Annotated in this window: 16 protein-coding genes and 1 pseudogene; 8 read left to right on the plus strand and 9 right to left on the minus strand. The window is 61.2% G+C overall.

Annotated features, from left to right (window positions below; genetic code table 11):
* Positions 1–87 precede the first annotated feature (87 nt).
* The 4 genes and pseudogenes from ACE3PR_RS08385 to ACE3PR_RS08400 form a co-directional block, all read right to left on the minus strand.
* On the minus strand, positions 88–1,281 hold the full coding sequence (locus tag ACE3PR_RS08385; protein ID WP_374370460.1) for a hypothetical protein: 1,194 nt from the start codon (positions 1,279–1,281) through the stop codon (positions 88–90).
* 2 nt (positions 1,282–1,283) lie between these two features.
* The gene (locus tag ACE3PR_RS08390) at positions 1,284–1,712 is read right to left on the minus strand and encodes a cytochrome c family protein (RefSeq protein WP_374370463.1); all 429 of its coding nucleotides are present in this window, start codon (positions 1,710–1,712) and stop codon (positions 1,284–1,286) included.
* Positions 1,713–2,069: 357 nt separating this feature from the next.
* A pseudogene (locus ACE3PR_RS08395) lies at positions 2,070–2,636 on the minus strand (RES family NAD+ phosphorylase); the annotation flags it as partial.
* 367 nt (positions 2,637–3,003) lie between these two features.
* The gene (locus ACE3PR_RS08400) at positions 3,004–3,342 is read right to left on the minus strand and encodes a hypothetical protein (protein ID WP_374370466.1); all 339 of its coding nucleotides are present in this window, start codon (positions 3,340–3,342) and stop codon (positions 3,004–3,006) included.
* A 236-nt stretch (positions 3,343–3,578) separates the two neighbouring features.
* Here ACE3PR_RS08400 and ACE3PR_RS08405 point away from each other — a divergent pair, with 236 nt between their 5' ends.
* The gene (locus ACE3PR_RS08405) at positions 3,579–4,877 is read left to right on the plus strand and encodes an NAD(P)/FAD-dependent oxidoreductase (protein ID WP_374370469.1); all 1,299 of its coding nucleotides are present in this window, start codon (positions 3,579–3,581) and stop codon (positions 4,875–4,877) included.
* 7 nt (positions 4,878–4,884) lie between these two features.
* Here ACE3PR_RS08405 and ACE3PR_RS08410 read toward each other — a convergent pair whose 3' ends face one another.
* Positions 4,885–5,703, minus strand: a complete 819-nt coding sequence (locus ACE3PR_RS08410; protein ID WP_374370472.1) for an IclR family transcriptional regulator C-terminal domain-containing protein — start codon at positions 5,701–5,703, stop codon at positions 4,885–4,887.
* 72 nt (positions 5,704–5,775) lie between these two features.
* Between ACE3PR_RS08410 and ACE3PR_RS08415 the strand changes: the two genes are divergently transcribed.
* Both ACE3PR_RS08415 and ACE3PR_RS08420 read left to right on the plus strand, forming a co-directional pair.
* The gene (locus ACE3PR_RS08415; protein WP_374370475.1) at positions 5,776–7,269 is read left to right on the plus strand and encodes a M81 family metallopeptidase; all 1,494 of its coding nucleotides are present in this window, start codon (positions 5,776–5,778) and stop codon (positions 7,267–7,269) included.
* 106 nt (positions 7,270–7,375) lie between these two features.
* Positions 7,376–8,284, plus strand: a complete 909-nt coding sequence (locus ACE3PR_RS08420) for a hypothetical protein (protein WP_374370478.1) — start codon at positions 7,376–7,378, stop codon at positions 8,282–8,284.
* A 115-nt stretch (positions 8,285–8,399) separates the two neighbouring features.
* Here the strand turns inward: ACE3PR_RS08420 and ACE3PR_RS08425 are convergent, their stop codons facing one another.
* Complete coding sequence (locus tag ACE3PR_RS08425) at positions 8,400–9,443, minus strand: ABC transporter permease (protein WP_374370481.1); 1,044 nt, start codon at positions 9,441–9,443, stop codon at positions 8,400–8,402.
* Positions 9,440–10,180 (minus strand): ATP-binding cassette domain-containing protein, encoded by a 741-nt coding sequence (locus tag ACE3PR_RS08430; RefSeq protein ID WP_374370484.1) that lies wholly within the window; start codon positions 10,178–10,180, stop codon positions 9,440–9,442. Before ACE3PR_RS08430 ends, ACE3PR_RS08425 begins: the two co-directional genes overlap by 4 nt.
* 576 nt (positions 10,181–10,756) lie before the next feature.
* Between ACE3PR_RS08430 and ACE3PR_RS08435 the strand changes: the two genes are divergently transcribed.
* The 5 genes from ACE3PR_RS08435 (at position 10,757) to sbmA (ending at position 16,692) form a co-directional block, all read left to right on the plus strand.
* The gene (locus tag ACE3PR_RS08435; RefSeq protein WP_374370487.1) at positions 10,757–11,746 is read left to right on the plus strand and encodes a sugar-binding protein; all 990 of its coding nucleotides are present in this window, start codon (positions 10,757–10,759) and stop codon (positions 11,744–11,746) included.
* Between the two features lie 159 nt (positions 11,747–11,905).
* Entirely contained in the window at positions 11,906–12,235 is a 330-nt protein-coding gene (locus ACE3PR_RS08440) for a hypothetical protein (RefSeq protein ID WP_374370490.1), read from the plus strand.
* Positions 12,236–12,571: 336 nt separating this feature from the next.
* Positions 12,572–13,390: a FadR/GntR family transcriptional regulator gene (locus ACE3PR_RS08445; RefSeq protein ID WP_374370493.1), complete on the plus strand. Its 819-nt coding sequence runs from the start codon at positions 12,572–12,574 to the stop codon at positions 13,388–13,390.
* Between the two features lie 30 nt (positions 13,391–13,420).
* Entirely contained in the window at positions 13,421–15,247 is a 1,827-nt protein-coding gene (locus tag ACE3PR_RS08450; RefSeq protein ID WP_374370496.1) for an IlvD/Edd family dehydratase, read from the plus strand.
* 155 nt (positions 15,248–15,402) lie between these two features.
* A complete protein-coding gene (gene sbmA, locus ACE3PR_RS08455) occupies positions 15,403–16,692 on the plus strand; it encodes a peptide antibiotic transporter SbmA (RefSeq protein WP_374370499.1) in 1,290 nt (429 codons plus the stop codon).
* A gap of 40 nt (positions 16,693–16,732) precedes the next feature.
* On the opposite strand, the gene ACE3PR_RS08460 is transcribed toward sbmA, so the two are convergent.
* A complete protein-coding gene (locus ACE3PR_RS08460; RefSeq protein ID WP_374370502.1) occupies positions 16,733–17,077 on the minus strand; it encodes a hypothetical protein in 345 nt (114 codons plus the stop codon).
* Positions 17,078–17,159: 82 nt separating this feature from the next.
* Positions 17,160–18,170 (minus strand): GlxA family transcriptional regulator, encoded by a 1,011-nt coding sequence (locus tag ACE3PR_RS08465; protein WP_374370505.1) that lies wholly within the window; start codon positions 18,168–18,170, stop codon positions 17,160–17,162.
* Positions 18,171–18,267: the final 97 nt, after the last annotated feature.

An 18,267-nucleotide genomic window follows, 5' to 3' on the forward strand; every position in this document is an offset into this window, starting at 1 on the left:
TCCTACTCCAATTGTGGCAGTTAGTAAGGACCAGACAATAGCTATGTTCGGCATTGCGTCACTCGTATGGCTACAAAGACTGTCGCGTTAGTCAGCATCGCTGGAGGGGGCGAAGACCTCAAACGTTTCTTGGTTTGAATCGCCGTCTGCCCCTGGCTTGTATTTTTCGACGATAGCCGTGCCCTTCACGGGCGCCTTGTTCGAAACAAATGAAAATGAGTACATATTACCCCAGCGTAAGGCATTGGCTTTGTCATTGGCCGTAAATGGCTGGGTGGCCCAGACAAAGTTACTCTCATTCTGGGTTCCAGCCCAAGGCGCCGTCTCCCATGGCTCACCGCGGGCAAGTGCAGCCGAAAAAGAGGCATCACTTATACCCGTCGCCCCGTCAATCCGGAAGGATCGGAGGCCACGATCACTGTTCATATTATAGAGCGTATAATTATATCGAAATCCGCCCTCGGGAAGGGCAACCGTCTTTGAAGCCGCTATTACGGTGACCGAAGCCGCACCTTCTTTACTGGATCGCTCGCTGATCAATGCTCCCTGCCATGCTGTAAGTGCTGGCTCGCCTCGCACTTCGGGACCTAGATACCGAGCAAAAAACATGGCAGAGCCATCGTGAGGGGCAAACTCTCTAAAAGTTACGTTGTTGCGGGCGTTGCCGGCAGCAGCGTCGTCTGCAGTAATATATTGAGCCTCGATGAAGTAGCGTGCGCCTGGATCTGAAAGCGTTGCGGCATCGACTACCATGATTTTCTCTTCGTCGCGGATGACCGGGCTCCCCGGAAGTGGCTTTGTTGCGTCAGTGCTTTCAAATGATCCTGTTGATGGATTGATCCGGCTACGGGGGCCTAAATACTCAGGACTGGAGTTGAGGGCGTCTCCATAGAGATCGGAGCAACCTGGCCCCAGTGCGTTGCCGACATTCGCTGGAGTACAAGCGGGAATTCCCGCAACGGCCGCACAATCCGATTCATTCGTTGCATAGAAACCGTGCTTGACCCAGGTTGCCGCAAGTTGCCTGAAGTGCCCGTCTTTTTCCTGATACATATTGAGAGAGATCACCGGATGATTTGTATCGGGGAGTGCCATCCAATTGAGGGCCTGATCTCCTGCATTGCAAGAATTGGTTCCTGCGGTAATCGCCAGCTCGCCGTCCGGCAACACCGAGAATTGGCGCCCACCGTCGATAAACCCGACGATGACATCCGGCCCCGCTAGCGATTGACTCGCAAATCCTGCAATAAATACAGCGGCTGCAGTCAGTCGGTACCTCATTGTTATCCCCCATCGTTCTGTTGGTGGATTAAGAACTTGATGATGCGCGCCCGGGTTTCGACATTTTGAATACGAATGGGCATTTTGTTTGTGATTGGGGGCGAGGCTCGCTGGCCAAGAAATGTAGACGGCCGCTCGAGAAATGCGTTGAGGGTCTCTGCGTTCCAGACAACGCCGTTCTGACCCGCTTCAACATAAGAGGCTGACGATGCAAACCCGGAAATGGTACCGGCAGTACGCCCAATAATTCCGTAGAGCGATGGCCCCATCTGATGCCTTCCCTGGTTCAGAGAGTGGCACATCGCACAATGGTTCCGGTAAAGGTTCTCATCTGCGCTCAGTGCTTGGGCCGCAGATACAAAGGCAGACAGCAAGATCGTACACGCTGCCACGGTTCCTAAGTTGAGATGTGTATGCTCGGGACGCTCCATGCTAACAATCCTAAATGGCTGCCAACATTCCGCGTAACTAAACCAAGAGTAAGCATACTATCAAATAATGGTAAATTTGCAACTGCTAATAGATGTGGAAATAATCATGCAGCATTTTGTTGCATTCTAGTCTCTTCTCTCGGCGACATGCATAGCGGCATTCATCCATGAAGAGGCGCTATGTTCCTGCACCATCTTTCAAGATGATCTTCGGGCGATATGGCTATGAACGCGCTGACGCGGCCGCTGAAGCTTGCCAGTTTCTTCGAGGCTTGGGTTAAGGGTGTCGTGCACGCGGTCTCCGCCTCAGTCGTGGAACTGTAGGCCAATGCGCAATTCGCGCCGAATGTCGTCGGGTCAGAAGTCTTGCAAGTGTAAATAGTTGCTACTGCCGAGGCTTCGTTGAGTGTCACCACGGTCGCTACCGCATCCGAATAGCTTTCTGCCTCGATCTCGGAAATCAGTCGGCAGGTGGGAGAGTGGTCGCGCGCAGCCGGCGACGTCGCGGGAGAAGTTGAACGCGCTGGCGAAACGACGAACGAACTCGCCGCCTCTACCGAGGAAATCAGTGACGTAATGCGTTTGATTGGCGAGATCGTCAGCCAGACCAATCTCCTCGCCCTGAATTGGCGGAAGGTTTCGGGAGCAAGAGCCTAGCTGATGCCAGTTTCCCAGTTGAGACGCCACTCTCCTACTCCACCTTTTCCACCACCGCCTTCGCGATACCCTCGAACGTGACGCGATAGGTCGTGTCCTTGCGGACATTGCCCACGAGGGCGGGCGGAAGCAGGCGATGCAGGTACCGCCACGATGGCGGACGCTGGGATAGAGGACGCCGAGCGATCCGGCCTCGAGCAGGTGCTGCGCCAGTTCTTGCGAAGCACTGTAATCACCGGGATCGAGGCAGGCGGCGAAGTCGGCCGCCCCGCGGAGATCGTGGAAGCTGCCGGCGAAATCGGCGAGGTAATCGTCATAGGTGACGGAAACCGGTTTCCCCTATGAGACTTCCGCGAGCTCGACGCGCTTGTGGAAACCCCACCTCGGCGATCGAGGTTTCCACCGCTCGGCCAGGCCGATGCCGGGCCGCAGATCGTTTTCCGCGCACAGTCGGTCGTTGGTGGCGTGATCCAGATCGAAGATCGCCTGGAGAAGCGCGTCGTCATCGGCAATGCGCGTGAGAACGGTCTCGCTGTGTTTCGACGAAATGAGATGGTGTGTGTGTCCGGATGACGCAGCGGGGAGACGGGCGGTGTCGCCGTCAATCCCCGCCCCGCCGTTTTTCCCGCCCGGCCTAGCTCTGTTCGCCCGCCACCACCAGGAAGCTCGCCATGGGGAGGGTCTTGTTGTTGGCCTGTTTGAGGGCGCGCTTCTGCGCCTCTTCCTGCATCTCGCGCTTGATGTCCTCGGCCATCTGCTTTTCGATGGCTTCGCGCTTGGCCGGATCCATCGCCTTCAGATCCTCCTCCGACAGGCCGTGGGCCTTCAGCCAGGCATCCGCCATGCGCTCGGCCGGCGATTTTTCCATATAGGCAAGAAATTCCTCCCTGGGATCCTTCTTCAGCTGTTCACTTTTGCCGGTCGAGACGCTGAGGCCCTGACCCTGCAAACTCAATATGCTGTTGATATTCAAGGATTCCTCCCGGTCTTGACTCAGTCTCGTCGCTGCCTTGCATGCCGGCACTGTCCCTTGGCAAGCAAGCGGCGCGCCAATTTTGAGATTCCGGTCCTGCGGGCCGGGGGGAGCCGACCGCGGGAGCCGGCCGTGGGAGCGAGCCCGCGCAGGGCGCCGTTTGACTTCCCCACCTGGCCCTCCGTATCATTCGAATAACGCATAAAAATTCGCTCTGCGAAAAATTGGTATCCTCTATGCCCAAAGCGTCGCCTGCTTATCCCGCCACCACCTATGTCCTCACCGCGCCGCCGGCCCCCGACGCGCCGCCGCTCAACGGTGATACGCGGGCGGCGGTCGCCATCATCGGCGGCGGCTATACCGGCCTTTCCACCGCCTTGCATCTGGCCGAGGCGGGGACCGATTGCCTGCTGCTGGAAGCGGGACCGCTCGCCCGGGGGGCCTCGGGGCGCAATGGCGGCCAGGTCAATCCCGGCCTCAAGATCGAACCTGGCGAGGCCTATGAAAAATTCGGCCGCGCGGCGGGCGGGCGGCTGGTGCGCTTGGCCGGCGAGGCGCCGGCTTACGTCTTCGATCTCATCCGGCGCCACGGCATCGAATGCGAGGCGGCGCGGAACGGCACCATCCGTGTCGTGCGCCGGGAATCCGAAGCGGCGATGATCGCGGGCACCATCGCCGATTGGGCCAAGGAAGGGGTCACGCTCGACCGGTTGGAAGGAACGGCCCTCCAGGTCGGGCTGGGCACCGCGAATTATCCGCTGGGCGTGCTCGACCGCCGCGGCGGCAGCGTCAATCCACTCGGCTATGCACGCGGCCTCGCGGCCGCTGCTGCCCGAGCTGGTGCGCGGCTCCATGGCAAGAGCAAGGTCCAGCGCTTGACGCCATCGGGCAACGGTGCCTGGCTGGTCGAGACGGCGGCGGGCCGTGTGCTGGCCGACCGCGTCGTGCTCGCCACCAATGGCTATAGCGACGATCTCTGGCCGGGTGTCAGGCGCTCGGTGGTGCCCTTCTTCAGCGCCATCGCCGCCACCGAACCTTTGCCGTCGCCCTTGCGCGCGCGCATTCTTCCGGGCCGGCAGGTGGCCTATGAAAGCTCCTGGCGCGTCATGTATTGGCGGATCGATGCGCAGGGGCGCTTGCTGATGGGCGGTCCCGGGGTGCAGCGCGAAACCGCCGATCCCGCGCATTATCGTCATCTCGTCGCTTGCGCGCTCGGCCTCTATCCGGATTTGAAGAATGTCTGCTGGACGCATCATTGGTGCGGGCAGGTCGCGGTCAGCGACGATCATTTGCCCCATATTCATGAACTGGCGCCGGGCCTCCTGGCAGCATTGGGATATACCGGGCGCGGCATTGCGCTGGCGACCGTGATGGGCCGCGAGCTTGCCTTGCGCCTCGGGGGTGCCGCGCCGGACGAACTTGCCTTTCCGGTGACACCCCTGCAGCCGATCCGCTTCCACCGCTTCTGGCGGCCGGTTGCCAGCCTGACGACCTGGTCTGCCGCCTTGCGCGACCGGATCAATGGCCTGGTTTAAGCGGGGATCAGGAACCGATATGCGCCGATATCTGCCGCGCGGCTTCAATCATCGCCGGCAGGATCTCGGCTTCGAGCGTCTTCAGATCCAGCAGCTTCTTGTGTCCGGCCGCATTAAGAGCCGCCACCACCTCGCCGCGCCGGTTGCGCAAGGGGACGGCGATTGCGCGCAGGCCGAATTCCATCTCCTCATCGACGATGGCGTAATCCTGGCGCCGCACCTCGGCGAGAATCTTCTCCAATTGCCGCCGGTCCTTGACCGATTGCGGGGTGAAGGCGGTGAAGGCGACGCGGTCCAGAATCCGCTCCAGCATGGCAGGTTCCTGATGCGCCAGCAGCACGCGACCCATCGCCGTTACATGGGCGGGCTGGCGCGTCCCCGTGCTGACCAGCACCGAACTCGGCTGCCGGTTGTTGGCGCGCACCACCAGCACGATATCGGTGCCGTCCAGCACGGCGGCGCTGCTGGCGACGTCGAATTGCTGGCTGATGCGCTCGGTCACCGGCTGCACGATCTGCCACAGCGGCATCGAGGCGAGATAGGCATAGCCGAGATCCAGCACTCTCACGCCGATTTGAAACCTCTTGCCGCGCTGCTCGACATAGCCGAGATCGGTGAGCGTCAGCAGCATGCGCCGCGCCGCCGCCGCCGGCATGCCGGTTGCCAGCGCCATGTCGGTGATGGTCATCGGCTCGCCCTGGCGCCCGAAGGCCAGCAACACCTCGAGGCCGCGCGCCAGGGAATTCACCCGCTCGCTGCGCGCTGCGGGTTTCTTCCTTTTGGCGGCCTTTTCGGGCGCCGCTTTCTTCAATCCACTCTTTCGCATATCGAAATATTATTCGCATATCGAAATGGCAGCAACCCATCACGTCTCAACTGAATAGATCGGAATCGGAACATGCGCATCGTCGCCGCCCAGATGAAGCACGAAACCAACACCTTCTCGCCGGTGCCGACCCCCTTGCGCCGTTTCTCCGGTCGCGCCGAGACGCCGCTCGAAGGCCGTGCCGCCTATGACGCCTATCGCGGGACCGGCGCCGCACTTGCCGCCTTCATCGACATCGCCGAGCGCGAGGGGGCCGAACTCGTCATCCCCATCGCTGCCAATGCCAGCCCCAGCGGCCCGGTCGCCTCTTCAGCCTACCGTCACATCACCGACAAGATCTGCGGGGCGATCGAGGCGGGTTGCGACGCGATCTTCCTCGATCTTCACGGTGCCATGGTGACCGAGGAATGCGAGGATGGCGAAGGCACGCTCCTCGCGCGCATCCGCGGAATCGCGCCCGATACGCCCATCGCCGTCTCGCTCGACATGCACACCAATCTTTTTCCGGCGATGGTCGAGAATGCGACCGTGCTCGCTGGCTACAGCACCTATCCCCATGTCGATGTCTACGAGACGGGGGCACGGGCCGCGAATGTGCTGATGCGCGCCATGAAGGGCGAGGTCACGCCGGTCAAGGCCTGGGGCAACCGGCCGATGCTGCCCCATGTCATGCGCCAGGGCACCCATGCCTTCCCGAACCGCGAGATCCAGGCCCGCGCCCGCGAAATGGAAGCGAAAGGCGAGGCCTTGCTCGCCACCGTCTTCGCCGGGTTTCCCCATGCCGACGTCTCCCATGCCGGCCTCTCCGCCATCGTGGTCACCGACAACGATCCCGCATTGGCGCAGAAGCTTCGCGACGAGCTTCTCGACATGGCCTGGCGCGACCGCGCCGCTTTCGTCTATCAGCCCGAACCGATCGAAAAATCACTGGCCCGCGCGCAGGAAATTGCTGCTGGCGATGGCCATGGCCCGGTGATCCTGCTCGATCACTACGACAATTGCGCCTCGGGCGGCACCATGGACACGACCCGCGTGTTGCGCGCGATCCTCGCCAGCGGGCTCGAGGATGTGGCGGCCTTCGCCATCCACGATCCTGCCGCCGTGCTGAAACTGGTCGCTGCCGGCATCGGCGCTCAGGTGACCCTGCCGATCGGCGGCTGGAACGACCTTCCCAGCGTGAAAGCGAAAGGCGAGCCGCTGGTCGTCAGCGGCCGCGTCAAGCTCATCTCCGACGGCAAGTTCCGCAACCGGGGCCCGATGGAACGCGGTGTCCTCCACGACATGGGGATGAGCGTGGTGCTGGATACCGGCAAGGTCGACATCGTCCTCATCTCGAACCATGTCGAGCCCTATGACATCGAGACCCTGATGAGTCTGGGCATCGATCCCACGCGCAAGAAATATTTGATGCTGAAAAGCCGGGTCCATTTCCGCGCCGGCTTCCAGGACCTCGCCAAGGGCATCGTCGAATGCGAAGGTGTGGGCGTCTGCACCTCGGATTACAGCCAGCTCGTCTTCAAAAACGTCCGCCGCCCGATCTATCCCCTCGACCCCGACATGCAGTGAGAACGGGTCATTGCAGCAAGCGCCCTGCGCAAAGAAAAGCACCATTTAGTTGTCGGTTGCAGCAAGTTCTGGCATGTTCCCGCCGACTGTCCGGCTGGAATCACAAATGTTCACCCCCTATTTCGTTAAAAATCGGGCGCTCCTCTCTTTTGGCCTCATTGGCGTACTGATTTTCTCGGTGATTGCGGCGATATCGCTCAGTATCACGCGTGAAAGCATTTACCGTCTGATTGCGGGTCTGTTCGCTCTCGATGGCGAGTTTCTCTGGCTTCTGCCGGAGAGCGCCACATATGCGATTGGTGCTCTGGGGTTGCTGTGCATTGGTTTGGCGATAGGGAAACCGGCCGATCCTGTCGATGCCTCTGCGCATCAGTTACAGTCTTCACTCTGGCTATTCCTGGCGGGCTGCTGCGTGCTGAATGCGGCGGCGCTGGCATTCGGTCTCAGGGATCTGCTGCCGGAAACCTATGTTGGTGCCTGGCAACGCAACGCAGTTCGGTGGGTAGGATATCTGGCGTTTGATGCTGTTGCCGTTCTTGGCACTGTCTGTACCTTGCGCCTCGCCTTTGCCCGGCGATTGCATTTGATCGACAGATGCATGGGAGGCTTGCTTACCCTTTGCGCCGTCGCACAGCTTGCAGCGAGCTTGGCGCTAAGGTTCCTTTTTGCCGGGCCCGATTTTGATGGCGCCGACTTCAAGTTTTATGCCGAAATTCTTGTTCTCAATGACGTGACAGTTCTGAGCGCTCTGGCATGGGCTGGATATCTCTTGGTACGCCGCAGCCAATTTGTGGCGGAGCTGGGTCGTGGCGGGCTGACCATATTTCTTTGGCGCGCGCTTTCGGTACTGATCGGCCTGCTCGCCGCCCACAGTTGGTCCACCATCATTGTAAACCTGCTGTTCTTTATCGTGCCGATATTCAGGCTGAGCATCTACGGCGTCACGATCGCTGCCTTTTTCTCTATGTCACTGTTTGCTCTGTACAGGCTCACCGTTGTAATCCGCACTAAATAGCAGTTCCTCGTCGCGACCGAAACCGCGCTCGATGGAACGTGGTGTGCTGCAGGCTATGAACACCACGGTCGGCAAGGTCGACATCACCCTCAACCCCGACATGCAATAGCCGTTTCTAATCGTCGCGGCGGAAGTTGCGGATGCGGTCGAAGAGGACGGCGAGGATGATGGCGCCGCCGATGAAGGCCCCCTGCCAGAAGGCATTGATGCCGAGGAGGCCGAGCGAGTTGCGGATCACCTCGATGAGGGCCGCGCCGATGAGGGCGCCGATCGCCGTGCCGACGCCGCCGGCGAGATCGGCACCGCCGATGACCGCGGCGGCGATCACCTGCAATTCCATGCCGGCGCCGATATTGGTGGTGACCGCCCCCAGCCAGCCGGTCTGGATGATCCCGGCAATGCCCGCCGAGAGGGCCGAGATCATATAGACCGCGACCTTGATCGGTTTCACCGGCACACCGGTGAGGGTCGCCGCATGCTCATTGCCGCCGATCGCATAGACATGGCGGCCGAACCGCGTCCAGCGCAGCACGAAGCCGGTGAGGAGCGCCAGCACCAGCATATAAAGGACTGGGTTGGCGATGCCGAACAGCCAGGCGCCGCCACCCAGGGCCAGCAGCTTGTCATGATCCGGGCCGAATTCGAATACGACCGTGTTGTTCGAGGCCACCATGGCAAGGCTGCGCGCGACCGAGAGCATGCCCAAGGTCACGACGAAGGGTGGAAAGCCGAGATAGGCGATGAGAATTCCGTTGAAGGCACCCACCACCAAAGCCGTGCCGATGGCTGCGGCGATGCCGATCTCGATGCTGTAGCCGGCATGCATCGTCACCGCCAGCACCATGCTGCACAGACACAAAACCGATCCCACCGAAAGATCGATCCCGCCGCTGATGATCACCAACGTCATGCCCAAGGCGATAATGGCGACGAAGGTGACATTGCGCGTGATGTTGTAGAGATTCTTCGTGGTCGCGAAGGAATCCGTGGTGACGGAGAGATAGAGACAGGCCAGCACGACCGCGATGAAGACCCAGAAGGTCTGGTTGGCGACGAGCGCGGCGATCCGGCTCTGCTGTTTGTAGGCGATCGGCTGGTCGAGCGTATTGGCCATGGGCTTGCTTGCTTTATCCGTGCTGGGCATGTCGGCGCTGCTCATGCGGTTTCGATGGCGCCGGTAATGAGGCCGGTTACTTCCTCCGGCGAGCTTTCGGCGATGCGCTTGTCGGCGACTTTCCGGCCGCGCCGCATCACGATGACGCGGTCGGCGACGTCGAAGACGTCCGGCATGCGATGGCTGATGAGCGCCACCGCGATGCCATGGTCGCGCAGGCGGCGGATGAGATTGAGCACCTCGGCCACCTGCCGCACGGAAATGGCGGCGGTGGGCTCATCCATCAGCACGATCTTGGCATCGGTGAGGCGCGTGCGCGCGATGGCGACGGCCTGGCGCTGCCCGCCCGACATCTGCTTCACCAGATCGCGCGGCCGGGTTTCCGATTTCAGCTCGGCGAAGATCTGCCCGGCGCGCCGGTACATGGCGGCATAATCGAGAATACTGAAAGGCCCGATGCCGCGGCGCAATTCGCGCCCCAGAAAGACATTGGCGGCGGCTGTGAGATTGTCGCAGAGGGCCAAATCCTGGTGCACGATCTCGATGCCGTGACGCCGCGCTTCCACCGGGCGATGCATGACCAGCTCGGCACCGTCCATGCGCATGCTGCCGTGGCTGGGGCGGAAATTGCCCGCGATCATTTTGACGAGGGTTGATTTCCCGGCACCGTTATCGCCCATGAGGCCGACGACTTCGCCGGCTTCGAGCGAGAAGGACACATCATTGACGGCCTGAATGGCCCCGAAATGTTTTGAGATATTCTCAAGTTCAAGAACCGGCACGCGATCTTCGCCCTCCCCGAGCAAGCTGCCGGTTTCTCCCGGCTTGGCATCTATTGTTAGATCGGTCTCTGCTGCTATGCGCTCGTATTTTTTCGGGCTGATCTTCGCCGCGCGATTCTGGCCGCACGATTCTGCATGACAGCGGCGCAACTCTATTCAAACTCGATCACGGGCGTCAACGATCTCCCGTGGGTCTCCCGTGTTGCTGCGCTGCAAACCCCTCAAACACCTCAATCGTTAATATTGTCGTACAAAAGATTTCTTTTGTACGACAAAACTGTTGACGGTCGTAAACCGTCGTTATTACCTAATCGCGGGAGAAGAAAATAATTCCGGCCCAAGCTCCGTGCTTCAAGCAGGGGCGTCACACGCCAAGCGTGGACGAGACCGGAAAGAAAGGGAGGGAGTGCTGCGGCCGGTTCAACGACGGCTGCTTTGCCATACCGATCAGGACGACAACAACGATACGCCGCAACGATACGCCGCTGACCGGTTCTGCCGGGCTGCAGGGCGAAGGACTCGCCTCTGTCTTGCGTGGTGAAAAGAATTCTACGTCTGTCTCAATGGGAGGAATGAATGAAAACATTGTCGATATTGGTCGCCGCCGCCGCTCTGGCCCTCAGTGCCAGCCCGGCTCTGGCCAAGAAGCAGCTGGTCATCGTGGTGAAGGGCCTCGACAACCCCTTCTTCGAAGCCATCAATCAAGGCTGCCAGAAGTGGAACAAGGAAAACCCCGATTCCGAATATGAGTGCTTCTATACCGGTCCGGCCTCGACCTCCGATGAAGCGGGCGAAGCACAGATCGTCCAGGACATGCTCGGCAAGCCCGACACCGTCGCCATGGCGATTTCGCCCTCGAACGCCAAACTGATCGCCCAGACGATCAAGACCTCGGGTGCCACGATTCCGATCATGACCGTGGATGCTGACCTCGCCGCCGAGGATTCGGCCCTGCGCATGACCTATCTCGGCACCGACAATTACCTGATGGGTTATCGCATCGGCGAATACATCAAGGAGAAGAAGCCCAATGGCGGCACTGTCTGCACGATCCAGGGCAATCCCGGCGCCGACAACATTCTGCGCCGCGCCCAGGGCACGCGCGATGCCTTGAGTGGGCAGAAAGGTCTCCCGGCCTTGAAGGGCGAAGGTGGCTGGACGGAAGTTGACGGCTGCCCGGTCTTCACCAATGACGACGGTGCCAAGGGCGTCCAGGCGATGACCGACATCCTCGCCGCCAACCCGGATCTCGATGCCTTCGCGATCGAAGGCGGCTGGCCGCTCTTCGGCGCGCCGCAGCCCTATCGCGATCTGTTCAAGCCACTGGCCGACCGGATCGCCAGCGGCGATTTCGTGATCTCCGCCGCCGACACGATCGGCGACGAAGTGGCGATCGCCCGCGAAGGCCTGGTGACCGCCCTGGTCGGCCAGCGTCCGTTCGAAATGGGCTACAAGGCCCCCTCGGTGATGATTGACCTCATCGAAGGCAAGAAGGTCGAAGATCCGGTCTTCACCGGGCTCGACGAATGCACGAAAGATACGGTCGACACCTGCATCCAGAAGTAAGATCCGACAAAGATGGGAAAGGGCGCGCCAGTAGCGGCGCGCCCTTTTTCGTGTCGAACGCCGTTAGATCCTTTGCCGCGCTCCCACAAGCCACCACGAGCTGATTGATTGTCTTCTCGTGCTTTAATAGAAAGATATTCTATCAAAAGGGGTGGTCGAATGAAGAACTTGGCGGAGGCTGTGATTGATCACTGGTGGTGGATCCAGCAATGCGAGGAAGAACTGACAGAAGCCTTCGGCGACGATTTCATGGGCGATCATTACGAAGGCATGATCTTGACGATGGATGGGCTCGACGCCACCGAACTGCAAACGATTCGAGATGTTGCGGCTGCACGGCTGCGGTCATACGAGGACAACGGGCCCGACGAGTGGGGATTTTCTCGCCGCAGCCAGCTTCGGCCGGAAGAACGTGAATTTCTCGAGGGGCTTATAAATTGGGGCCAGCCGGCGGAAGCGGCGCAGGAAGAGGAGGGGACGGCAACCTGAGTCCGACCTTACCGCACCCGCGAACGCTCTTCGCGACCGCAATAAATCATATTGTATGACAATTTATCTTCCAAATCTCCCGCGCCTATGGCATGGATTCGTGCATCCGCCGGCTCAGGAAACGGCCCGACCGAGGCTGTGATCCGGCGGTCTCACACGGGAGAAACGCATGAGCTCGAGGGCGCCGACGAGGCAGCTTCCGGCCGCCAATGCGCGTGGCGCGATAGGCCCGGCGCTTGGCGCGATGGGCCTGCCCTTGTTCGCCTTCCTCCCGCTGCTTAGAATTCCGGCTTGTCTGTCGGCGCGCCGCGCTGCCGGAGTCAGGGAGCAGCCAGCATGATCGCCGACCAGAACCGCAACCGTGCCGTCCGGGCGCCGCAAGCCCGCTTGGCCGGCGCCCGTCCACCACTGGGCACGTCCCGGCTGGGCGGGACGCGCATGGGCCAGGAACAGGTCGTGCGCGCCATGGGCCTCTCGATCATCTCGGGCGAATTCCCGGAAGGCGCCCTGCTGCCGGGCGAGGCCGATCTGATGGCGCGCTTCGGCGTGTCGCGGACCGTGCTCCGCGAAGTGCTGAAGACCCTCGCTGCCAAGGGCCTGGTCGTTTCCAAGACCCGGGTCGGCACCAAGGTGCGCAACCAGGTCGATTGGAACATGTTCGATTCCGATCTGCTTTCGTGGCGGGTCGAGCTCGGCATGGATGTCCGCTTCCTGAATTCCCTCTACGAGATCCGCCTCGCCGTGGAACCAGCCGCGGCAGCCTTGGCCGCCTTGCGCCGCACCGACGCCCAGGTTGAACGGCTGCGTGCCATCATCGATTCCTTCGCCCGTCCCGGCCATACCAAAGCGAGCTTCGCCGAGGTGGACCTTGCCCTCCACCTCGAAATCGCCGCCGCTTCCGGCAATCCTTTCATGCGCGCGGTGGGTGCCATCATCGAGGCCGCTTTGGTGGTGACCTTCGCCGAAACCGCACCCATCGCGGATGAAAGCCGCCTCGTCGCCTCGGCCCGCGAGCACGGCGCCATCGTCGAGGCGATCGCCGCCGGCGATGCCTCGGCCGCCGCAAGGGCCATGACCGACGTTATCGAATCCGGCCGCCGCAATCGCACGGCCGCGCTGCAATCGCATCTCGATGCGGCGCAAACCAAAGAGTGAGATCATGAAGAAATATAGGAGCAGCGCGCGATGAGTTCAGAGACCCCACATTACGGCATCGGTGGCGCGCGCGCCGATCGCAAGCTGCGTTCGCGGGCCTGGTTCGACAATCCCGAAAACGCCGACATGACGGCGCTCTATCTCGAGCGCTATCTGAATTACGGCTTCACGCGGGAAGAGCTGCAATCGGGCAAGCCGATCATCGGCATCGCCCAGACCGGTTCCGACCTTTCGCCCTGCAACCGGCATCACATCGTGCTGGCCGAACGCCTGCGCGACGGTATCCGCACCGCGGGCGGCATCGCCATTGAATTCCCGGTGCATCCGATTCAAGAAACCGGCAAGCGCCCGACGGCGTCCCTCGACCGCAACCTCGCCTATCTCGGCCTCGTCGAAGTGCTCTACGGCTATCCGCTGGACGGCGTCGTCCTCACCATCGGCTGCGACAAGACCACGCCGGCCTGCCTCATGGCGGCGGCCACCGTCAACCTCCCCGCGATCGCGCTCTCCGTGGGCCCCATGCTCAATGGCTGGCACAAGGGCGAACGCACCGGTTCCGGCACCATCGTCTGGAAGGCGCGGCAATTGCTGGCGGCGGGCGAGATCGATTACCAGGGCTTCATCGAATTGGTGGCCTCCTCCGCCCCTTCGACCGGCTATTGCAACACCATGGGCACCGCCACCACCATGAACTCGCTGGCCGAGGCCCTCGGCATGCAATTGCCTGGCTCGGCCTCGATCCCGGCCCCCTATCGCGAGCGCCAGCAGATGGCCTATGAAACGGGCAAGCGCATCGTCGAGATGGTGTGGGAGGATCTGAAACCCTCCGAGATCATGACCAAGAAGGCCTTCCGCAATGCGATCCGGGTCAATTCCGCGATCGGCGGTTCGACCAATGCCCCGGTGCATTTGAACGCCATCGCGCGCCATATGGGTGTGCCGCTCGAGGTGCAGGAATGGGAGGATCTCGGCCGCGACATTCCGCTCCTCGTCAACCTGCAGCCCGCCGGTGAATATCTGGGCGAGGATTATCACCATGCCGGCGGCGTGCCCGCCGTGGTGGCCGAATTGATGAAGCAGAAGCTCATCGACGAGGATGCGCTCACCGTCAACGGCAAGAATATCGGCGACAATTGCCGCGATGCCGAGATCATGGACGGCAATGTCATCAAGACCTTCGCCAATCCGATGAAGAAACATGCCGGCTTCGTCGTCATGAAGGGCAATATCTTCGACAGCGCCATCATGAAAGTGAGCGTGATCTCCGACGAGTTCCGCGAACGCTATCTTTCCAATCCCAAGGACCCGGAGGCTTTCGAAGGCAAGGCCGTGGTGTTCGACGGGCCGGAGGATTACCACCACCGCATCGACGATCCGGCTTTGGGCATCGACGCCTTCTCGGTCCTCATCATCCGGGGCGTCGGCCCTGTGGGCTATCCCGGTGCGGCCGAGGTGGTCAACATGCGCCCGCCCGCTTACCTCATCAAACAAGGCATCTCCTCGCTGCCTTGCATCGGCGACGGGCGGCAATCCGGGACCTCGGGTTCACCCTCGATCCTCAACGCCTCGCCGGAAGCCGCGGTCAATTCGGGCCTTGCCATCGTCAAGACCGGCGACCGGATCCGCATCGATCTCAAGAAGGGCAGCGTCGACATGCTGGTCGACGCCGCGGAGTTGAAGGCGCGCCGCGAGGCCCTCATGAAGGCCGGCGGCTATCAATATCCCGCCCATCAGACCCCCTGGCAGGAGATCCAGCGCAACATCGTCGACCAGCTCGACCAAGGCATGGTCCTCAAACCCGCGATCAAGTATCAGCGCATCGCCCAGGAAAAAGGTCTTCCGCGCGACAATCACTAAGCCGGAATGAATCGGCCGCCACGATCCTGCTCATGGGTCGTGGCGGCCACCGATACAGAACGTTACAATTATCCCGGAATCCCGGGCTTTCCCATAAACGCGGCACTCCCTAGACTGGCGCCGAATTCCGGCGCGATTTATGGGAGTATCCACCCGTGTTCCATTCCTTCTTCCCCAAACCGAAGCTCTTCTTCGGGAGCTTTGCCGTCTGGGCCCTCGCCTGCATCGTTTTCTGGTTCACGCTCGGCCAGGATCTGGGTGCCCATCTCAGCCTCGGCCAGTTCTTCGGAATCAGCTTCCCGACGCCGCTCGCGGAAGGGGCGGATGAGGCGGCCCAAGCCGCCTTCGCCACCGCGCAAGATTCGGCGATGAACATCTGGTTCTACCAATACACCTTCCTCAGCTATGCGATTTTTGTCGCCGCCTGGTTCTTCGGTTCGCCGCATCCCTGGCGCCGCTGGTCGGTTGCCGGCTCCGCCCTCATTCTCGCCGCCACCTGGTATCTGGTGGAAGTCGACGTGATGATCAATGAATGGTTTGGCCGCTTCTACGATCTCATCCAGCGTGCCGTCGCCGAACCCGGCAGTATCACCTATGCCGATTTCTACGGTGAAATCTGGACCTTCGCCTATATCGCCGTCATCGCCATCACCATCGCCGTGGTTCTCAACTTCTTCGTCAGCCATTACGTCTTCCGCTGGCGCACCGCGCTCAACGACCGCTACACCGCGCTCTGGCCCAAGGTCCGGCACATCGAAGGTGCCTCGCAGCGCGTGCAGGACGACACTATGCGCTTTGCGCGCATCGTCGAGGATCTCGGCACCAGCTTCATCGATTCAATCATGACGCTGATCGCCTTCCTGCCCATTCTCTGGGGCCTTTCCAAACACGTCACCGAATTGCCCGTCATCGGTCCAGTGCCGCATTCATTGGTCTTCGTCGCGGTCTTGTGGTCGATCTTCGGCACCGTCGCCCTCGCGGCGGTGGGCGTCAAGCTGCCGGGGATCTACTTCATCAATCAGCGCAACGAGGCTGCTTACCGCAAGGAATTGGTGCTGGGTGAAGATCACGCCGACCGGGCGCAGCCGCCGACCCTGCGTGAATTATATGCCAGGGTGCGGCAGAACTACTTCCACCTCTACCTCAACTATCTCTACTTCAATGTCGCCAAATACGCTTATCTGCAGGCCAGCGTGCCGGTGGCCTATATCGCTCTTGGCCCCAGCATCATCGCCGGCGGCATATCGTTCGGTGTCATCCAGCAGACCGTGCGTGCCTTTGGCCGGGTGCAGGCGTCGTTCCAATTCCTGGTCAATTCCTGGACCACGATCGTGGAATTGATGTCGATCTACAAACGCCTCGCGGCCTTCGAGGCGGCGATCGCCAACGAGCCCTTGCCGGAGATCGATCAGGAATATCTGATCATCACGGCGCAGGTTGAGTAAATGGATGAAGGGCGGCGGGTCTGCCCGCCGCTCTTTCACCTCAATCGCGGATCTTGTAGCTGACTTCGATCGTGCTCTTGAAGCCGAAGATATAGCATTCCTGACGGGCGAGGTTGCGGCAGCCCTTGAGCGCCTCGCGCTTGTAGGATCCGCCGGAGAGGCACTGGATTTCCCGGCAATAGAAGTAATAGGAGTAGTGGCCATCCTCCGAGACGGCGAAGGCACCGGGATTGGACGGTGCGATGGCGCGCAGATATTCCTGGTACCAGCCCCAGACCTTGCCATCGATCATCTTGGTGCCGGATTGATTGCTGGCGCCCGAGCAGGCAGACAGAGCCAGCGCCGCCGTCACGGCGACGGCGCAGATTAGATGACGCGAAAACATATTGCCCCCATATGAAGTTCACGTCTTTTTTTAGATGGGCGAGAAAAAATGTTCAATCAAAGAGTGGCCCGCCTCGGAAGCGTCACGCGGTCGCATCCGCCTGGCGCAAGCCGAAGCGGCGCCGGTATTCGCCGGGGGTGAGGCCCATCACCTTGATGAACACCTTGCGGAAGGCACCGGTATCGGCATAGCCAACCTCCCAGGCCACCTGATCGATTGGGCGGTTGTCGAGCTCCAGCATCTCGCGTGCTTTGCCGATCCTGAGATGCTGGCAATATTCCGTGGGCTTCATGCCGGTGGCGCGGGTGAAGCGGCGCAGGAAGGTGCGTTCCTCCAATCCCGCTTTCCGCGCCATCGTGGCGATGCTGACTTCACGCGCGCCTTCCGCCTGCAGCCAATGCTGGGTCTTGAGGATCGCCGCATCGCCATGCTGCAATTGCGGTGCGAAGATTGAATAGAAACGCTGCTCGCGCCCGGCGGGATCCACCAGCAGGAAGCGCGCCGTCTCCAGCATGGCCGCCGAGCCCAGCACGCGGTCGACCAGGCGGAGGCCGAGATCGGTCCAGGCCATGAGGCCGCCCGCGGTAATCACATCGCCGTCATCGATGACGAGCTTGTCGGTATCGACGCGGAGCTCGGGAAAGCGCGCCGCCAGGGCATCGCGATAGCTCCAATGCGTGGTGGCGGCGCGGCCGTTCAAAAGCCCGCTCCCGGCCAGCAGGAACGCCCCGGCGCAAACCGAGCTCATCACGGCTCCCGCCCGGTGCTGGCGCAGCAGCCAGGGCTTGAGGCGACGGGCAAGGTCGTCGGAAGGTGGCGCGCCCAAACTCGGCGGCAGCACGATAAAGCCCGGTTGGTTCCTCGCGCCCGGATGGGAATCGAACACGCAGACCGGTTCCGGTCCCGGTCCCTCGTCATCCACCTGCCAATGACTGACCCGCAGGATCGGCGCCTGGGCGCCGCCCTTTCCCCGCGCCAGCCTTCCTGCCACCTGGAAGAGATCGGTAAGGCCGTAAATCGCCGCCAGTTGTGCCTTGGGATAGAGCGCCAGGCCGATCTCGATCATGCGGGGATGCGGGGTCTTGCCGGTCATGGGCCGCTCTTTTCCGGGGTTTCAGCGTCATTGTCAGTTTTGACATCTTTAATGTCAATTCCGCCAATCCCACGGCGGACGCCGAACGGGCATTCTT

It is taken from the genome of Dongia sp. (genome assembly GCF_041909655.1).
In the GTDB taxonomy this organism is placed as follows: Bacteria; Pseudomonadota; Alphaproteobacteria; order Dongiales; family Dongiaceae; genus Dongia.